Origin of the sequence: Leeuwenhoekiella aequorea (assembly GCF_004104375.1) — a bacterium.
In the GTDB taxonomy this organism is placed as follows: Bacteria; Bacteroidota; Bacteroidia; order Flavobacteriales; family Flavobacteriaceae; genus Leeuwenhoekiella; species Leeuwenhoekiella aequorea.
Genome location: NZ_QOVM01000007.1, coordinates 179,531 through 198,016, shown reverse-complemented (window position 1 = coordinate 198,016; position 18,486 = coordinate 179,531). Strand labels below are relative to the sequence as shown.

Below are 18,486 nucleotides of genomic sequence, written 5' to 3'. Positions count from 1 at the left end.
ACGAAATTCTATTTAAGAAGTTGCCCGGTAAATAAATTCAATAGGTATTAATATAAATCGAATTCATAAAGATTTCCGCCGGTCTGGGCTCTAATTTCATCAACTACATATAGAATTGAGTCATTTTTGAAAGTTACACCTTCTTTTAGAGAGGTATTTCCGAAAGGTATTGATTGTACATAACCTGAGAAGAATTTTTCATCTTCAAAACCGGTAAACTTAAGAACTTTATCAGCGGTAAGTAAAATTAGTGTTTTACCGCTAGGAGAAAGAGAGGCGCCAGTTACAGCGCAGGTTTCTAGATTATCACAAACGGTATAGCTATCTATAAGTTGCGCTTCAAAATCACCGGGCCGTGCCGGTAACTTATAAACCTTTGTAACACCATCAAAATTTCTACTTCTATTACGCGTAAACATATAAAGATAAGATTCTTTATAAATCAACGCTTCGATGTCAAAGTTGAGGTCACTAAGATTAGGAGGATAATTTACCTGATCAGAAAGAGTAAAGGTTATTTTTGAAGCATTTAAAGTATCTGCTTTACTTATCGAATTTTTAAAATTGTCCAGGATATATATAAATTGATCAGCACGATCATTTTCATTATTCCCAGTGTCAGATATATACAAATTGCCATCATAATCTGTCGCAAGATCTTCCCAATCTTCATTAGGAGCATTATTAATTATGATTTCACGCATCACTTTTCCGCGGGTATTTATTCCGTAGATCGTATTGGGATTTCCGTGATCTGCAATTGCATAGATTAATGAATCATCATTGAAAGTAGCAATGCCCGATACCTCAGAAAGGCTTCGGGTAAGGCTACCAATTTTATTTAACTCCCCAAAATCCTGACATCCTATAAGGCTGGCAAGTATACAAAGAGCAAAAAGTTTTTTTAACATCATTAGCTATCTTGAGTAGATTCTAATCCATTTGAGTTTGCTATAGTTAACGTCTCGGATCTGAATTTATTTTTACCAAAATCTAATGTGCGTATTGGGAATGGGATGTTAATATCATTAGCATCAAAAGCTTTCTTAATTGCAATTATCGCTCGGTCCTGAGCTACTAACATATCTTTACGTTTAGTAACAGGAAACCAAAAACGGGCAACAAAATTTATAGAACTATCTCCAAATCCTTCATAGAAAAATTCGATTTCTTCACGTGGAGATTGTTCAAATTCTGCTGCTAGAGTTTTTAAGGTTAGTTCTTTTACTTGCTCAAGATCACTTTCATAACCTACTCCACAATTAACGAATACACGAGATCGCGCCGTTTGACTCCAGTTTTTGAAAGGAGTATCTACAATATTAGAATTCGGTATGATTACATAATTATTGTCAGACTGTTTGAGTGTAACATTGCGTAAAGTTATTTCGTCTACAAAACCAGCATAATCATTAGACTCTACCCAGTCACCTAATTGTAATTTTGGCATAAAACTTAATATTACTCCGCTAAAAGTATTATTAAGCGTACCCTGAAGTGCTAAACCAATTGCCAGACCCACGACACCAGCACCTGCAAGAACAGACGTAAGTACTTTGTCTAGGTCCATAATGCCCAATGCCACAAAGAAGCCTATAAGAACAGTTATGGCAAAGGAGGTCTTCCCAGCCATAATGCGAATAGAATCTTGCTTAACGGTACGCATCAAAATTTTACGTACAAATTTTGATACATACTTAGCAAAAATCCAGAACGCTATAAAAACTAGAACTGCTATTATGAAATTAGGAAGTTTAAGGATAAAGCTCTCACCCCATCCTTGGAGTTTCTCAATTAATTTATGAAAATCATAACCAGCAAAGGTCCAGTCACTGTTTGTAGCTTCTTGTATAATGTACATATATCGGATTTAGTTTTATGGTATAATTTACGATTTTTTATGGTTTGCGGTTTTATTCATCTTCCAAGTGTCTAGCATCCAGCTTGTTTTTTCTAGTTCGCGTATATACGCACCTAGAAGGTCAATTGTACCTTCATCGCCACCAGCATCAGCTATTCCAACAGTTTTGCGCATTTGTATTAGCAACTTCCCGTGATCTTCTAATAGGATTTCAATCATCTCAATGTCTTTTACCTCACTTGGTGATTCCTTAATCTCAGACATTTTAATATAGTCAGATAAATTACTCACAGGTTGAAAGCGTAATGTAAGTATACGTTCTGCGATCTCATCAATCTTGATTAATGTATCGTTATACATTTCCTCAAATTTAATGTGTAAATCAAAAAAGTTCTCACCAATTATATTCCAGTGAAAGTTTCTTAATTTTTGATAGTAAAGGTGATAATCTGCTAAAAGTGTATTTAATTCTTTTACAGTTTTCTTCGTTTTTTCGGTATCTAAATTGAGGTAATTCATAGTTATGAAAATTTTATTGTTTGAATCAAATTTACCACTGTTAGCAGCGTAAATAATGCACTTATAGGCGTTTAATATAAATTTAACGGTAAGAATTAATAACTGTTAAAACCTTATAGGGGACTGGGTGAAAGTTGGGTAGTTAAGGATAAGTTAAATTTGAATTTGGTTGCGGTATAGTATATATTCGTAAGCCACAAAATCAACCCACCCATCCCCGTATGAATATATTAGAAAGTTTTGACTTTAAAAATAAGGTGATTCTCGTAACCGGAGGAGCCGGTTTTATAGGATCACATCTAATAGACAAATTACTTCAGCTTGGCGCTAAGGTGCGCTGTTTAGATAATTTCTCGACGGGTAAGTTTAAAAACATACAGGATTTTGAGTTTAACCCTAACTTTCAATTAATAGAAGGGGATATTCGCAATTATGACATTTGTCTGGAAGCTACTCAAGGTTGTGACTGGGTTAGTCACCAGGCCGCTCTAGGAAGTGTACCTCGTAGTATAAAAGACCCTTTAACAACTCACGCAGTAAATATCACAGGGTTTTTAAATATTATTGAAGCATCTCGAATTGCTGAAATAAAGAATTTCGTATACGCGGCAAGTTCTTCAACTTATGGAAATTCGCAGGCATTACCCAAAATAGAAAGTGAAATAGGTGAACCGCTTTCTCCGTATGCACTCACAAAATTAGTCAATGAAAATTATGCCTCGGTTTATAAGAAAACTTATGATTTCAATAGCATAGGGCTGCGCTACTTTAATGTTTTTGGTCCAAAACAAGATATAAATGGAGCTTATGCAGCAGTAATCCCCAAATTTGTAGAAGCATTACTAAATCATAAGAGTCCCACAATAAATGGAGACGGATCCTTCTCACGTGATTATACATTCATTGAGAATGTGGTTCAGGCAAATTTACTAGCTTTGACAGCGACCAGTGAATGTGTTTTAAATGAGACTTACAATGTTGCTTGCGCCGAGCGAACCTCGCTAATAGAACTATTAAATTTATTAAAGCATAGACTTATAAATTATGATGATAAAGTAATTGATCTTCAGCCTAACTTTGGTCCAGAGCGTGAAGGGGATGTACCGCATTCATTAGCTTCTATTACTAAAGCACATAATCTACTGGCTTACAATCCAGAATATAGCTTAGAAAAGGGTCTGGATCTGACGGTTGACTGGTATGTGAAAAATTTGAAATCTTAAGAATGAAACTTGGTATTATTGGGTTGGGTTATGTGGGGTTACCATTAGCTCGTTTATTTGCATCACGTTATTCGGTAGTGGGTTATGATATTAATGAATCCCGAATCGAAGACTTATGTAAGGCTTATGATCATACTGGCGAAGTAGAAGAGCTAATTCTGAAACAGGTTCTCAAAACGGCGAATTCTGATGAGCAAGGTCTTTATTGTACAACTTCAAAAGAAGATTTAAAGAATGTTACTGTTTTTATCATTACTGTTCCTACACCCATTGATAAAAATAACACTCCAGACTTATCACCATTAATTAAAGCCAGCAAACTTGTAGCACAATATCTCAAAACTGGAGATATAGTAATCTATGAGTCTACCGTTTATCCGGGGGTAACTGAAGAGATTTGTGTGCCAATTCTTGAAAATGAGTCCGGGTTAAAGTTTAATACCGATTTTTATGCAGGGTATTCTCCAGAACGCATAAATCCCGGGGATAAAATACATACAGTAGATAAAATTAGAAAGGTAACTTCTGGTTCTACTGAAGAAATTGCTAATAAAGTTGATGAACTTTACGCATCTGTAATTACAGCAGGCACCTATAAAGCAGCTTCAATAAAAGTGGCTGAAGCCGCAAAGGTAATTGAGAATTCACAGCGTGATATAAATATTGCTTTTGTGAACGAACTAGCAAAGATTTTTAATCTTCTTAATATAGATACCCAACAAGTACTAGAAGCAGCAGGAACAAAATGGAATTTTTTACCATTTAAACCCGGACTTGTAGGTGGACATTGTATAGGAGTAGATCCATATTACCTAGCACAAAAAGCGATACAGGTGGGGTATCATCCCGAAATAATACTGGCAGGTCGTAAACTAAATGATAGTATGGGACCCTTTGTAGCATCACAGGTCGCAAAGCTTATGGCACAAAAGGACATCAAGTTAAAAAATAGTGAGATTCTTATATTGGGAATTACCTTTAAAGAAAATTGTCCAGACGTGCGTAATACACGTGTCATAGATATTATTAATGATTTAAAAGAATACGGTGCTAATGTATCGGTATTTGATCCTCAGGCAGATGCTACACTTGTAAAGAAGGAGTATGGGTTTAAACTTTTAGATGAGGTTTATAAGAATAAATTCAATGCAATAGTTTTAGCTGTAGGACATCGTGAGTTCGAAACACTCGATATAAATAAACTAAAAGCAGAAAATGCCATAGTTTATGATGTAAAAGGCTTTTTTAAAGAAGGTGTAGATGGGAGACTCTAGCGACTTGAAAAAAGTTTTATTTGTCTTTGGGACACGTCCCGAAGCCATAAAAATGGCTCCCGTAATAATTGCTTTCAAGGCTTCATCTCATTTTGAAACCAAAGTATGTATCACAGCACAACATCGTGAAATGTTAGATCAGGTGCTCAATTTTTTTGACATAATTCCTGATTACGATTTGGATTTAATGCAAGAAAATCAGAATTTATACAATCTTACGGGTAGAGTACTAAACGCTTTAAAAACACCTTTAGAAGACTACAAACCTCACTTAGTATTTGTTCACGGTGATACAACCACGACAATGGCTGCTAGTTTAGCAGCTTTTTATGCAGGTTCTAAAGTAGGACATATTGAAGCAGGTTTACGTACTTTTAATAAACTTGCTCCATTTCCGGAGGAAATGAATAGACAAATTACAGGCCGACTTGCAGACTTTCATTTTGCGCCTACTGGTATTTCAAAAGCTAATTTACGTGCAGAGAATATTGATGAGGATACTATTTTTGTTACTGGTAACTCGGTTATTGATGCACTACACACAACTGTAGAAAGTCTTAATAAACAAGCTCCAAAATTTACTGGGCCACTATTAGATTCTACAAAAAAAAATATTCTAATAACCGGGCATCGGCGTGAAAATCTCAATGGAGGTTTGCGACGTACTTGTGAAGTGTTGAAGACTATAGCGCTTAACAGAACAGATGTAAATTTGATTTACCCGGTACATCTTAATCCAAAAGTCCAAAAAGTAGTTTACGAAGTTTTAGGTGGAATTTCCAATGTATTTTTAATCGCACCGTTATCTTATCCAGACTTCGTTTGGATAATGTATAACTCCTACTTAATTATAACAGATAGTGGCGGTGTACAAGAAGAAGCTCCTGGCTTGGGGAAGCCGGTTTTAGTTACTCGGGAAACCACCGAGCGACCTGAAGCAGTAGAGGCAGGTACCGTACTTCTAGTAGGTACAGACCCTAAGAAGATGATGACGGCGATACTTAATTTACTGGATGATACTAATCTTTATAATAAAATGAGTCAGGCACATAATCCTTATGGTGATGGCAAGACTGCTCAGAGAATTTTAAAAATTATTAAAGAACGATTATGAATATACTTATTACCGGTGGTGCAGGTTTTATTGGCTCACACGTAGTGAGGCTTTTTGTTAACAATAGAAAAGGAGATCATATCTATAATTTAGATTCTTTAACTTATGCTGGTAATCTTGAAAATCTTCAGGATGTAGAACAGGCAGGTAATTATACATTTTTAAAAGGTGATATCAACAACCTCGAAGAGATTGATAGTTTATTCTCGCAATACAAGTTTGATAAGGTGATCCATCTTGCGGCAGAATCACACGTGGACCGCTCCATTAAAGATCCTTTAATTTTTGTAAAGACTAATATAATAGGTACTGTAAACCTTTTAAATACCTGTCTCAAATATTGGAAAACACCATACACCTCAAATTTGTTTTATCATATAAGTACAGATGAAGTGTATGGTACGCTAGGTCAAGATGGGTTATTCACAGAAACTACAGCTTATGATCCTAACTCTCCGTATAGTGCCTCAAAAGCAAGTTCTGATCATTTTGTGAGGTCTTATGGTGAAACCTACGGCTTACCCTATAAGATATCAAATTGCAGTAACAATTATGGGCCTAATCAATTTCCTGAAAAATTAATACCCCTATTTATTAATAACTGTATTGAAGAATCAATGTTACCTGTATATGGTGATGGTGATTATATCAGAGATTGGTTATATGTTGTTGATCATGCAAAAGCTATTGAGACCATTTTCAACAAAGGAAAATTAAAACAAACTTACAATGTAGGTGGATTTAATGAATGGAAAAATCTGGAATTAGTAAAATTACTTTGTGAAGTAATGGATGAGAAATTAAATCGTAAACCGGGTTCATGTGCAAAATTAATTCAGTTTGTGAAAGATAGGCCGGGTCACGACAAACGCTATGCGATAGATGCCTCAAAAATAAAAGAGGAACTGGGGTGGGAGCCTTCAGTAACATTTAAAGAAGGTTTAGAATTAACTGTAGATTGGTATCTTGCCAATACAGACTGGCTGCTCAATATCAAAAACGGCAAGTACCAAAATTATTATAGCGCACATTATTTAAACTCTTAATTTCAATTTATGAAAGGTATTATTCTCGCTGGTGGTTCTGGAACTCGGTTATATCCTTTAACGGTGGCAGTGAGTAAACAATTATTACCAGTTTATGATAAGCCTATGATTTATTATCCGCTTTCGACTTTAATGCTGGCGGGAATACGAGAAATACTTATTATCACCACTCCGCATGATCAGACTGCGTTTAAAAATTTATTAGGCGATGGTTCTGCTCTGGGTTGCAAGTTTGAATATGCTATTCAAGAGCATCCTAATGGTCTTGCAGAAGCGTTTATTATAGGAGCAGATTTCATAGGTACGGATTCTGTTGCCCTTATCTTAGGAGACAATATTTTCTATGGAAGTGGACTCAGTAAAATGCTACAAGATCACACACAGATAGAGGGTGGAGCAATCTTTGCTTACCGTGTTAAAGATCCTAATAGATATGGAGTGGTAGAATTTGATTCTGATGGAACTGTTTTATCTATTGAAGAAAAACCTCAAGTCCCTAAATCAAAATATGCAATTCCGGGCTTGTATTTTTTTGATAACCGGGTTGTTGATTTTGCAAAAGAAGTTGAGCCTTCAGATCGGGGAGAGGTAGAAATAACAAGCATTCAAAATAAATATCTCGAGTTGGGCGAACTTAAAGTAGGTATAATGAATCGTGGTATGACTTGGTTCGATACTGGTACGATAGATTCACTTAATGAAGCTACAGATTTTGTAAAAGCAATTGAACACAGACAGCAATACAAAATAGGATGTATTGAAGAAGTTGCTTTGTTAATGAATTACATTTCTACTAAGAAAGTACAAGCTATAGCTTCAAATTATGGTAAATCTGCCTATGGCAACTACCTAAAAACACTAGTTGAATGAATTTTATAGATACAGGTTTTAAAGATTTATGGTTGATGGAGCCTAGCGTATTCGGTGATTCCAGAGGCTATTTTTTTGAAGCATTTAATGCGAAGTCTTTTGAGATAGCAACGGGATTGAAACCTTATTTTGTACAACATAACCAGTCTAAATCTCAAAAAAATGTATTGAGAGGGTTGCATCTTCAAAAAGGAAATTTTAGTCAAGCTAAATTAATTCGGGTTATTCAAGGAGCGGTTTTAGATGTGGTTGTAGATCTCAGAAAAGAAGAACCTACTTTTGGTAAGTATTACTCAGTGAATCTTACAGCAGAAAATCAAAAGCAATTATTTGTTCCTCGCAGTTTTGCACACGGTTTCCTAGTTTTAGAAGAAGATACTATTTTCACATATAGCTGTGACAATTACTACCATCCAGAGCACGAATTGACACTAAAGTATAATGATGAGAACTATGTTCAAGTGTGGCCTGCAGATGTTAATTTTATTCTTTCAGAAAAAGATATCAAAGGTTTAGATTTTGCAGCAATAACATCACAGTTAAATGTCTAAGAGATCTATTAAAATAGTGGTGACGGGTGCTTCCGGACAATTGGGACAATGTCTCAAGAGTATTTCAACTAATTGGGATTATTCAATTACTTTTTTAGATAAACAGAACCTAGATATTACTTCTGTAAAACAAGTTTATGATGTGCTGACTACTATTCAGCCAGATATAATAATTAATACAGCAGCTTATACGCATGTTGATCTTGCAGAAGAAGAAAGTGATCGAGCTTATCAAATAAATGCTGAGGCGGTTAATACAGTCACGAGATTTTGTAAAGAAAATGAAACAAAACTCATACATATTTCAACAGATTATGTTTTTGACGGAGAAGGGTTAGAACCCTACACCGAAGAACGCGAGACAAATCCCAAGACGGTTTATGGAGCTTCTAAGTTAGCGGGAGAGAACAGCATTCTCAATTCAAACTTAGCTGCCTTTTGGATTATAAGAACTTCCTGGCTTTACAGTAACTATGGAAAGAATTTTTATAAAACAATTTTAGATCTTGCTGATAAAAATACAATTCTAAGTGTGGTAAATGACCAGTGGGGGAGTCCCACACGAGCAGAAGAATTAGCTGATTTTATTTTAAGATATCTCCCCCAATTATCATCAGAAACGCGCGGCATTTATCATTTTAGTAATAGCGGGAGCTGTACGTGGTTTGACTTTGCCAAAGCCATTTTAAATAAGCATAATTCTCACACAGAAATTACAGCCATTAAATCGTCAGAATTTCCTACGAAAGCCAGAAGACCTTCTTATAGTGTTTTAGATAACTCCAAAATCACACAGGTTTTTAAGTATAAATTTAAAAATTGGCTTGATGCATTAGGTTAAGGAAAACTTATTGAAGAATTAATTACTCTAAATGTTTTCTAACTTTACAACTATGGAATTTTCGTCTAAATTATTAGAACAGGCCGTTTATGAAATGTCACAGTTGCCGGGTATTGGTAAGCGTACTGCGTTGAGGCTGGTTTTACATTTACTTCGACAGTCTGAAAATCAAACACAATTACTCACTCAAGCTTTACTGAAGTTACGAACAGAGATCAAATTCTGTAAGAATTGTCACAATATTTCTGATGTAGAATTATGTGAGATCTGTGTAAATCCCAATCGGGATGCATCGATAATATGTGTGGTTGAAGATGTGCGCGATGTTATGGCAATTGAAAATACGAGTCAGTATAGGGGTCAGTATCACGTTTTGGGAGGGAAAATTTCACCTCTAGATGGTATAGGTCCTCAGGATTTAACGATCTATTCGCTTATTGAAAAAGTTAAGTCGGGATTTGTTGATGAGGTTATTTTTGCGCTGAGTTCTACAATGGAAGGCGACACTACCAATTTTTACATCTTTAGACAGCTTGAAAGTTTTAATATTAAAACTTCCACAATTGCTAGGGGTATAGCGGTAGGCGACGAGCTAGAGTTTGCAGATGAGGTTACATTAGGTCGCAGTATTTTACATAGAGTACCCTTTGAGAATTCATTAAAAAGTTAGCCGTTGAAACTATCGGTGATTGTACTTAACTATAAAGTCCCATATTTTCTGCAATTGTGTTTAGAGAGCGTTACTCGTGCACTTGTGAATATTGATTCAGAAATTATAGTAGTAGATAATAATTCTCAGGATTCAAGCATTTTTATGCTTAATGAAAATTTTCCGGAGATAAAATTAATTGCTAATACTCAAAATGTCGGATTTGCAAAGGGGAACAATCAAGGTGTGGCTAATGCCAAAGGGGAATACATATGTATTTTAAACCCCGATGTTGTTATTCCCGAAAATTGTTTTACCAAGATTTTTGAATACATCGAAGGTATTTCAAATCTTGGAGCTTTAGGTACTAGGCTTATCGATGGCACCGGGAATTATTTACCAGAAAGTAAGCGTAATTTTCCGACTCTAAAAGTCTCATTGAAAAAATTGTTAGGAGATAACGCTACCTATTATGCAAACCAATTAGCTCAAGATGAAAATGGTCCAGTACCAGTGCTGGTAGGCGCTTTAATGTTTTTGAAGAGGTCTGTATATGTAGATTTACAAGGTTTTGACGAAGATTATTTTATGTATGGAGAAGATATAGATCTGAGTTATAGACTTACTCAACAAGGATATTCTAATTACTATTTAGGATCTGTTAAAGCACTTCATTTTAAAGGAGAGAGCAGTTTGAAGGATAAAGTATATGCAAGGCGTTTTTATGGTGCAATGCAAATCTTTAATAGAAAACATCATAAATCTAATGCGGCAACGAATTGGTTAATACAAACAACCCTAAAGCTGATGATATTAACGCATAAGACTCCTCAATCTAAAAAGAAATTAATACCATTAAATAGTGTAAAATTTTGGGTTACTGATACTATTAACTCAGCAGATGATAGTCTTTTTTTAAGTGAAAAAGAATTGAAAACCATCAGTTTAGAAAAATTGAATGCATCGAGAGTTACAGATTCACTTATTGTCTACGACCTCAATGACTTAAATATTGAAGCAATATTGGAGAGTATCTGTTTGTTAAAAAACAATCAAAATAGGTTCCGCATACGCCCTTCAAATTGTAATTTTATCGCAGGCAGCGATTCTTCTTTAGAGTTGGGAGAAATTATAAGTTGGTAGGCGAGTAAAAAATATCTAATAATAAAACATTATTTTTTATTAAATTCGCAAAAAATAAAGCACACTAATCTTTTTATTACGAATATGGCAAAATTTGAACTTAAGTTACCGAAAATGGGAGAGAGCGTTGCAGAAGCTACGGTAACAAACTGGCTCAAGGAAGTAGGTGATACTATTGAACTTGATGAGCCCGTAGTAGAAATAGCTACAGATAAAGTTGATAGTGAAGTGCCTAGTGAAGTTGAAGGGGTATTAATAGAAAAATTATTTGGACCAGATGATGTTGTTCAAGTAGGTCAAACTATTGCAATTATAGAAACTTCGGGAGACGGAGTTTCTTCTAGTTCAAATTCAGAATCGAAAGAAGAAACAGAAGATTCTTCAAATGACAATGAAGTAGAGACAGCTGCAGAAGAAGCAGAATCTTTGGTTAACCAAGCAAAAAGCGAGGTTTCTGCAAATCAGATAATTTCGAATGACGGAGAGCGTTTTTATTCTCCGCTAGTAAAAAATATAGCGCAGCAAGAAGGGATTAGTCAGGATGAGTTAGATAAGTTGGATGGTAGCGGACTTGAGGGTCGTGTTACTAAAGATGATATTTTGGCTTATGTAGCTTCTGGCAAAAAAAGAAAAGAAGAAAGCGCATCTTCAGCAAAGAAATCTTCAGAAAATAAAAAGGCAGAGACTTCCTCAGGAGAGAATGCATCTAAAATGGCAACTCCAGTTTCTGTGAATGGTGCCGATGAAATTATTCAGATGTCCCGCATGGGCAAAATGATTTCAAAGCATATGGTAGCCTCGGTTCAAACCTCGGCACATGTACAATCTTTTATTGAAGTTGATGTTACCGCAATCTGGAACTGGAGAGAACGTATTAAGGGTAGCTTTCAAAAAAGAGAAGGTGAGAAGCTTACATTTACTCCCATCTTTATGGAAGCTGTAGCTAAGGCTATACGTGATTTCCCAATGATTAACATTGCCGTTGACGGAGATACAATAATTAAGCGTAAAAATGTTAATCTTGGGATGGCAGCTGCCTTGCCAGATGGAAATCTTATAGTGCCTGTAATTCGTAATGCAGATCAATTGAATCTCGTAGGAATGGCAAAAGCGGTCAATGATTTAGCAACTAGAGCGCGTATGGGTAAACTAAAACCAGACGATACTCAAGGAGGTACGTACACGGTTACTAATGTTGGTACCTTTGGCAGTATAATGGGAACTCCTATTATTAATCAACCACAAGTAGCAATACTAGCATTAGGAGCTATACGTAAAGTACCCGCTGTTATCGAGACTCCAGAGGGTGATTTTATAGGAATTAGACATAAAATGTTCTTATCTCATTCTTACGATCATCGCGTGGTAAATGGTGCCTTAGGAGGTCAGTTTGTACAACGAGTAGCACAATATCTTGAGGCTTGGGATAGCTCACGAGAAGTTTAAAGTACCTGAAAAGAAAGTTTAAAATGCAGATTTATTGCTAACGAATGTCAGAGTTTTCTCTGGCATTTGTTTTTTTATATTTATTAGGATCACTTTAATTAAATTACTAATCCTCAAGAATTCTAAACTCCATTTACTGTAGTTTTTAGCGACGCAGAAATTACTAAATGTTACTTTTGCATTTAAAATATTAAAAGATGAACCTTAATCTAACGAGACCTATTTGCTTTTTTGATCTTGAAACAACGGGAATAAATGTAGCGCACGATCGTATTGTTGAAATATCTGTTTTAAAAGTCTTTCCTAATGGCAAGGAAGAGAAGCACACGTGGTTAGTAAATCCTACGATACCTATTCCTGCGGAAACTACAGCTGTACACGGTATAAAGGATGAGGATGTTGCAGATAAACCTACCTTTAAAGAACTTGCTGTAGAGATCAATAATTTAATTAAAGACTCTGATCTGGCCGGTTATAATTCAAATCGTTTTGATATTCCGCTACTTGCAGAAGAAATGTTACGTGCCGATGTAGATTTTGATATGAAAAACAGACACGCAGTTGATGTGCAGACTATTTTTCACAAAATGGAGCAACGTACACTTACTGCAGCTCTTAAATTTTATTGTAATCAAAATCTAGAAGATGCACATAGTGCAGAAGCAGATACTATCGCAACATATGAGGTGTTAAAAGCACAGTTAGATCGATATGAGGATCTTGAAAACAATATGAAGAGCTTAGCCGAATTTAGTGCTCGAAAACGATTTGCCGACTTTGCAGGTTTTATTGCATTTAATAAAGAAGGCGAAGAGATCTTCTCTTTTGGAAAACATAAAGGTAAAAAAGTTGAAGACGTATTGGATAATGAGCCGGGCTATTTTGGATGGATTCAGAATGCAGATTTTCCACTTTATACAAAGAAAGTGCTAACTGCTATCAAGTTGAGAAAATTGAATACGAAGTTATTTTAAAGACTGATGTTTAAGGCTCTCATTTTATTTTTTCTATTAGGTAGCGGGGCAATCGTAGCACAGGACATGGTTATCAATGCAAATGTAATTGATGCGCAGACAAAACGACCGATTCCTTTTGTGAATATGATTTTTGTGAATCATAAAATGGGCACTTCAGCTGATGCAAACGGAAGTTTTAGGTTCACAGTTAAAGAAAAACTTAAAGATGAATCTGTGTATATCAGTTGCGTTGGTTACGAGCAACGTACGTTAAAAGTTTCAGATCTACTAAATAGTACGGTATCACTTAATCAGGAGCTAAATACACTTTCTGAAGTGAATTTGTATAAGATGCACTTTGAAAATCAGAAACGTGTTAATTCGTTTAGAGGCAAGCAAATAGTAGGTTTAGGTAATTTTAGTGGTGGAGCTTATCCTTCTGCTTTGGCAAGATATTATGAACGCCCTGAAAAATTTGAGAAGGCGTGTTTTCTGAAATCGATTGAAATTCAATTTTACAAAATACTAGGGAAACCGAGTCAAAAAGCAACATTTAGATTACGTGTATTAAGTGTTGATACAGATAATAAGCCGGGTAAAGACTTATTGGGAGCCGATCTTATAATAGACAAGCCAGAAGGTAAACAAAGCTTAAAAGTTGATTTAATTCCCTATAAGATTAATGTGCCTCAGGAGGGTTTCTTTGTAGTAGTAGAACACATTTTTATTGAGGAAAATAAATTCTCAGAGTCTTATACTATTAAAGTAAACGACTCTGTAGGGTATAAAGAATACCTTGTAGATAGGTATGCTCCAGTATTTAAAGGTGTAGAAACAAGCCCTGACGATAAAGAAATTAGTGCTTTTTATAGAAGTATAGGAGGCTGGAAATCTATAGAGCTTTTAAATACAGCTGCTAGTGCTATGAATGGAAAGTTGCCTACACCGGCATTTAAAATTTTATTTACAGATTAACTATGAAAATCATTTGTATAGGTCAGAATTATAGTGATCACATAAAGGAACTCAATAGCGAAATGCCTAGTGAGCCTCTTTTTTTTCTCAAACCAGATTCTGCTGTTTTATTAAATAAACATCCATTTGTGATTCCTGAATTTAGCAATGAAGTTCATTATGAGGTAGAAGTTCTGGTGCGTATTAATCGATTAGGAAAATATATAGCACCAAAATTTGCGCATAAGTATTATAATGAGATCGGATTAGGGATAGATTTTACCGCTCGTGATTTACAACGTGCTTGTAAAGAAAAAGGACATCCTTGGGAAAAAGCTAAAGCCTTTGATGGATCTGCCGTAATAGGTCAATGGGTTGAAAAAGAAAAATTTAAAGATTTACGGAATATAGATTTTCATTTGAAAAAAAATGATAAAATTGTGCAGTCAGGAAATACTGCGAACATGATCTATGATATCGATACTTTAATCGCATATGTTTCTCAATATATGACATTAAAGATAGGAGATATCCTATTTACCGGTACACCTGCGGGAGTAGGAGCGGTTGCTATAGATGATAAGTTAACGGGATATTTAAATTCTGAAGAATCATTCACCCTAAATATAAAATGACGATGCCAACACATTACGACTTATACCAGCTAGAAGATATGTCTGGCGGTGACAAAGAATTTATGAAATCTGTTGTAGAGGCTTTTCTTTCAGAAATTCCCCCAGATTTAGAAAGTATGGAATTAGCTATTAATAATGATAACCATAAAATGGCCTATCAATTTGCGCATAAAATGAAGCCAAATTTAGAAATGTTTGGAATAGATCTTATACGTGAAATTTCGGCGATGGAACGCTGGGCAGATAGTGCTAAACCTACTTCAGCAATACGGCCTCAGTTAGATACAATTATAGAACTTACGAATAATGCGATAGTTGAGATGCGCAAAGATTGGAAAATGTAATGCGGGCACATATTATTACAATTGGTGATGAGATACTTATAGGGCAAATTGTTGATACAAACTCAGCATTTATTGCCAAAGAGCTTGATAAAATAGGCGTAGAAGTATATCAGATTTCTTCAATTTCAGATAATAAACAACATATTTTAGATAGTTTAGAATCTGCTGAGAAAACTGCAGATTTAGTGATTCTTACGGGAGGTCTGGGACCTACAAAAGATGATATTACTAAGCATACCCTATGTGAATATTTTGACGATACCCTAGTAGAAGATAAAGCAGTTTTAGAACACATAGAAAATTTATTTAAGCATCACGTAAACAGACCCATATTACCTGCTAATAGATCCCAAGCTTTAGTGCCGAGCAAAGCTTCCGTTCTAAAAAATACCTATGGTACTGCTCCAGGAATGTGGATAACCTCTGGTGATACCGTTTTTATTTCTATGCCCGGCGTTCCTTTTGAAATGATGGCTATAATGACCGAAGAAATTATACCGCGTATTCAAAGAGAGTTTAACAGACCATTTATCGTTCATCGTACATTACAAACGTACGGAGTGGGGGAGAGTGAAATAGCAGCTATTATTAAAGATTGGGAGAATAATTTACCTCCGTCAATTAAATTAGCATACTTACCGGCATTAGGCAAGGTGCGTTTAAGACTTTCTACAAAGGGAGCAGACAAGGCTATACTGGATAAAGATCTCGATGATCAAATCGCATTATTGAATTTGCTCATAGGAGATATTATTGTGGGCTATGATGATGGGGAATCAATAGAGCACATGGTAGGTAATTTGTTAGTTAAAAACGAGAAAACACTTGCGGTAGCAGAAAGTTGTACAGGAGGTCGTATTGCAGCTGCTATAACGGCAATTCCCGGTGTATCTTCATATTTTAAAGGTGGAATGGTTACCTATGCTACTCATTCTAAAGTAGAACTTTTAAAGATAGATCAAGCACTAATAGATAAACATTCGGTAGTAAGTGGAGAAGTAGCAGAAGCGATGGCAGAAGCGGTAAGAAATTGGTATAAAGCCGACTTTGCAGTTTCTACAACGGGAAATGCGGGACCTTCAAAAGGAGATTCTGATGCTGAAGTGGGTACAGTTTTTATAGGAATCGCTACACCAACCCATGTTTTTTCGGTAAAATATAATATGGGAAATCATCGGGAACGTGTGGTTTCAAAGACAGTTTACAAAGCATTTGAACTTTTACAAAAAGAAATTTTAAAAAACTAGTGTTTAAAGTTGTTCAACTTGTTTAAGTTGTGTAAATTTGCACCCTGTTTTTCAGTAACACAATATAAAGTTTTAGAATCATGTCAAGAGTTTGTGAGCTTACGGGCAAAAAAGCAATGGTAGGGAATAATGTTTCTCACGCGATGAATAAGACCAAGCGTAAATTTGATGCCAATTTAATCAAAAAACGTTTTTATATCCCGGAAGAGGATAAGTGGGTAGTATTAAAAATCTCTACAGCCGCTCTTAAAAATATAAATAAGAAGGGTATTACCGCTGTGCTTAAAGAAGCACGTGCAAAAGGCTTTCTTAAAAAGTAATAACGATATAACGACCAGCAATTATGGCAAAGAAAGGCAATAGAGTACAGGTAATATTAGAGTGCACAGAGCATAAAGCTTCCGGAAAGCCGGGAACTTCTCGTTATATTACTACTAAGAACAAAAAGAACACCCCAGATAGAATGGAATTGAAGAAATTCAACTCTATTTTGAATAAAATGACTGTTCACAAAGAAATAAAATAAGACATGGCAAAGAAATCAGTAGCAACATTACAGACAGGGTCAAAACGTTTGACTAAAGCCATTAAAATGGTGAAATCTCCTAAGACAGGTGCTTACACTTTCGTTGAAGCTGTTATGGCTCCAGAAGCTGTTGGTGAGTTTTTAGATAAAAAATAATATCTTTTACAGATATATAACAAGCCGTTACGCTATGCGTGACGGCTTTTTGTATTTTTCTTTTTTGAGGTTTCTAAATAGTCATAAAGGGAATACCTTTGCAGTGCTAACAAATGCATCCTGAATACGATGAGTTTTTTTAAAAAAATATTTTCTAAAGATAAAAAGGAAACTCTGGACAAAGGTCTGGAGAAAACAAATACAAATTTCCTAAGTAAATTAGGTAAAGCAGTTGCCGGTAAAAATAAGGTCGATGATGACGTTTTAGATAATCTGGAAGACGTTTTAGTCTCCAGTGATGTGGGTGTAGCTACAACCATAAAGATTATCAACCGTATTGAAGATCGCGTTTCTCGTGATAAATATCTGGGAACCGATGAGTTAAATACTATTCTTCGAGAAGAAATTGCAGGTATTATGAGTGAAACTCATAGTGGAGAGGCAACAGACTTTACAGTACCTGCAAAAAAGCCTTACGTTATAATGGTCGTGGGAGTAAATGGAGTGGGTAAAACAACAACTATAGGTAAACTTGCACATCAGTTTAAAAAGAAAGGGCTTAAGGTCGTTTTAGGTGCCGGTGATACTTTTAGAGCTGCTGCAATTGACCAACTTCAAATTTGGGCAGACCGAGTCGATGTTCCTATTGTTAAGCAACAAATGGGAAGTGATCCTGCCTCGGTTGCTTTTGATACAGTACAAAGCGCCGTTAAAATGAATGCCGATGTGGTAATCATAGACACTGCTGGTCGCTTACATAATAAAGTCAATTTGATGAATGAATTGACAAAAGTTAAACGGGTTATGCAAAAAGTTATTGATGATGCTCCCGATGAAGTATTATTAGTATTAGATGGTTCTACCGGGCAAAATGCTTTTGAGCAGGCAAAGCAATTCACAGCAGCTACAGAAGTAACTGCGCTTGCAGTGACTAAGTTAGACGGTACTGCAAAAGGAGGCGTTGTAATAGGAATAAGCGATCAGTTTCAAATTCCTGTAAAATATATTGGAGTAGGAGAAGGCATCGAAGATTTACAAGTCTTTAATAAAATTGAATTCGTAGATTCTTTCTTTAGAGTTTAAGTATACTGAATTTATAAAATTTAAAAAGGCATCCACATTTGTGAGATG

Annotated in this window: 22 protein-coding genes; 19 read left to right on the top strand and 3 right to left on the bottom strand. The window is 35.5% G+C overall.

Annotated features, from left to right (window positions below; all coding sequences use genetic code 11):
- Window positions 1-47 precede the first annotated feature (47 nt).
- Genes DSM00_RS14470 through DSM00_RS14460 form a run of 3 tightly spaced genes read right to left on the bottom strand, consistent with a single transcriptional unit; the run spans window position 48 to window position 2,380 of the window.
- Window positions 48-911: an NHL repeat-containing protein gene (locus tag DSM00_RS14470; protein WP_128758688.1), complete on the bottom strand. Its 864-nt coding sequence runs from the start codon at window positions 909-911 to the stop codon at window positions 48-50.
- A 2-nt stretch (window positions 912-913) separates the two neighbouring features.
- The gene (locus DSM00_RS14465; protein ID WP_128758687.1) at window positions 914-1,861 is read right to left on the bottom strand and encodes a mechanosensitive ion channel family protein; all 948 of its coding nucleotides are present in this window, start codon (window positions 1,859-1,861) and stop codon (window positions 914-916) included.
- A gap of 27 nt (window positions 1,862-1,888) precedes the next feature.
- A complete protein-coding gene (locus DSM00_RS14460; protein WP_128758686.1) occupies window positions 1,889-2,380 on the bottom strand; it encodes a Dps family protein in 492 nt (163 codons plus the stop codon).
- A 221-nt stretch (window positions 2,381-2,601) separates the two neighbouring features.
- Between DSM00_RS14460 and DSM00_RS14455 the strand changes: the two genes are divergently transcribed.
- The 19 genes from DSM00_RS14455 to ftsY all read left to right on the top strand — a co-directional run bounded on the left by DSM00_RS14455 (window position 2,602) and on the right by ftsY (window position 18,438).
- Window positions 2,602-3,603, top strand: a complete 1,002-nt coding sequence (locus DSM00_RS14455; RefSeq protein WP_128758685.1) for an SDR family oxidoreductase — start codon at window positions 2,602-2,604, stop codon at window positions 3,601-3,603.
- A gap of 2 nt (window positions 3,604-3,605) precedes the next feature.
- Window positions 3,606-4,877: a nucleotide sugar dehydrogenase gene (locus tag DSM00_RS14450; RefSeq protein ID WP_128758684.1), complete on the top strand. Its 1,272-nt coding sequence runs from the start codon at window positions 3,606-3,608 to the stop codon at window positions 4,875-4,877.
- Window positions 4,864-5,991 carry a non-hydrolyzing UDP-N-acetylglucosamine 2-epimerase gene (gene wecB / locus DSM00_RS14445; protein WP_394365809.1) on the top strand — a complete coding sequence of 376 codons (1,128 nt, stop codon included), beginning with the start codon at window positions 4,864-4,866 and terminating at the stop codon, window positions 5,989-5,991. The genes DSM00_RS14450 and wecB overlap by 14 nt, the downstream gene beginning before the upstream one ends.
- A complete protein-coding gene (gene rfbB / locus DSM00_RS14440; protein WP_128758683.1) occupies window positions 5,988-7,037 on the top strand; it encodes a dTDP-glucose 4,6-dehydratase in 1,050 nt (349 codons plus the stop codon). The genes wecB and rfbB overlap by 4 nt, the downstream gene beginning before the upstream one ends.
- Before the next feature lie 9 nt (window positions 7,038-7,046).
- Entirely contained in the window at window positions 7,047-7,907 is an 861-nt protein-coding gene (rfbA, locus tag DSM00_RS14435; protein WP_128758682.1) for a glucose-1-phosphate thymidylyltransferase RfbA, read from the top strand.
- Window positions 7,904-8,458 (top strand): dTDP-4-dehydrorhamnose 3,5-epimerase, encoded by a 555-nt coding sequence (gene rfbC, locus DSM00_RS14430; protein WP_128758681.1) that lies wholly within the window; start codon window positions 7,904-7,906, stop codon window positions 8,456-8,458. Before rfbA ends, rfbC begins: the two co-directional genes overlap by 4 nt.
- Window positions 8,451-9,299: a dTDP-4-dehydrorhamnose reductase gene (gene rfbD / locus DSM00_RS14425; protein ID WP_128758680.1), complete on the top strand. Its 849-nt coding sequence runs from the start codon at window positions 8,451-8,453 to the stop codon at window positions 9,297-9,299. Before rfbC ends, rfbD begins: the two co-directional genes overlap by 8 nt.
- A gap of 52 nt (window positions 9,300-9,351) precedes the next feature.
- Complete coding sequence (gene recR, locus DSM00_RS14420) at window positions 9,352-9,969, top strand: recombination mediator RecR (protein ID WP_128758679.1); 618 nt, start codon at window positions 9,352-9,354, stop codon at window positions 9,967-9,969.
- A 3-nt stretch (window positions 9,970-9,972) separates the two neighbouring features.
- Window positions 9,973-11,091 carry a glycosyltransferase family 2 protein gene (locus tag DSM00_RS14415; protein ID WP_128758678.1) on the top strand — a complete coding sequence of 373 codons (1,119 nt, stop codon included), beginning with the start codon at window positions 9,973-9,975 and terminating at the stop codon, window positions 11,089-11,091.
- 84 nt (window positions 11,092-11,175) lie between these two features.
- Window positions 11,176-12,537 carry a dihydrolipoamide acetyltransferase family protein gene (locus DSM00_RS14410; RefSeq protein WP_128758677.1) on the top strand — a complete coding sequence of 454 codons (1,362 nt, stop codon included), beginning with the start codon at window positions 11,176-11,178 and terminating at the stop codon, window positions 12,535-12,537.
- Between the two features lie 197 nt (window positions 12,538-12,734).
- Complete coding sequence (locus DSM00_RS14405) at window positions 12,735-13,511, top strand: 3'-5' exonuclease (protein ID WP_128758676.1); 777 nt, start codon at window positions 12,735-12,737, stop codon at window positions 13,509-13,511.
- Between the two features lie 6 nt (window positions 13,512-13,517).
- Complete coding sequence (locus DSM00_RS14400; RefSeq protein WP_128758675.1) at window positions 13,518-14,468, top strand: carboxypeptidase-like regulatory domain-containing protein; 951 nt, start codon at window positions 13,518-13,520, stop codon at window positions 14,466-14,468.
- Between the two features lie 2 nt (window positions 14,469-14,470).
- Window positions 14,471-15,082 carry a fumarylacetoacetate hydrolase family protein gene (locus DSM00_RS14395; RefSeq protein ID WP_128758674.1) on the top strand — a complete coding sequence of 204 codons (612 nt, stop codon included), beginning with the start codon at window positions 14,471-14,473 and terminating at the stop codon, window positions 15,080-15,082.
- Window positions 15,083-15,084: 2 nt separating this feature from the next.
- Entirely contained in the window at window positions 15,085-15,426 is a 342-nt protein-coding gene (locus DSM00_RS14390; RefSeq protein WP_128758673.1) for an Hpt domain-containing protein, read from the top strand.
- Window positions 15,426-16,673 carry a competence/damage-inducible protein A gene (locus DSM00_RS14385; RefSeq protein ID WP_128758672.1) on the top strand — a complete coding sequence of 416 codons (1,248 nt, stop codon included), beginning with the start codon at window positions 15,426-15,428 and terminating at the stop codon, window positions 16,671-16,673. The genes DSM00_RS14390 and DSM00_RS14385 overlap by 1 nt, the downstream gene beginning before the upstream one ends.
- Window positions 16,674-16,753: 80 nt before the next feature.
- The gene (gene rpmB, locus DSM00_RS14380; RefSeq protein ID WP_128758671.1) at window positions 16,754-16,993 is read left to right on the top strand and encodes a 50S ribosomal protein L28; all 240 of its coding nucleotides are present in this window, start codon (window positions 16,754-16,756) and stop codon (window positions 16,991-16,993) included.
- 23 nt (window positions 16,994-17,016) lie between these two features.
- Window positions 17,017-17,199, top strand: coding sequence for a 50S ribosomal protein L33 (rpmG, locus tag DSM00_RS14375; RefSeq protein WP_128758670.1), 183 nt, complete (start codon window positions 17,017-17,019; stop codon window positions 17,197-17,199).
- Window positions 17,200-17,202: 3 nt separating this feature from the next.
- Entirely contained in the window at window positions 17,203-17,355 is a 153-nt protein-coding gene (locus DSM00_RS14370) for a DUF4295 domain-containing protein (protein ID WP_081817337.1), read from the top strand.
- Between the two features lie 129 nt (window positions 17,356-17,484).
- Window positions 17,485-18,438, top strand: coding sequence for a signal recognition particle-docking protein FtsY (gene ftsY, locus DSM00_RS14365; protein ID WP_128758669.1), 954 nt, complete (start codon window positions 17,485-17,487; stop codon window positions 18,436-18,438).
- The last annotated feature ends 48 nt before the right edge of the window (window positions 18,439-18,486 follow it).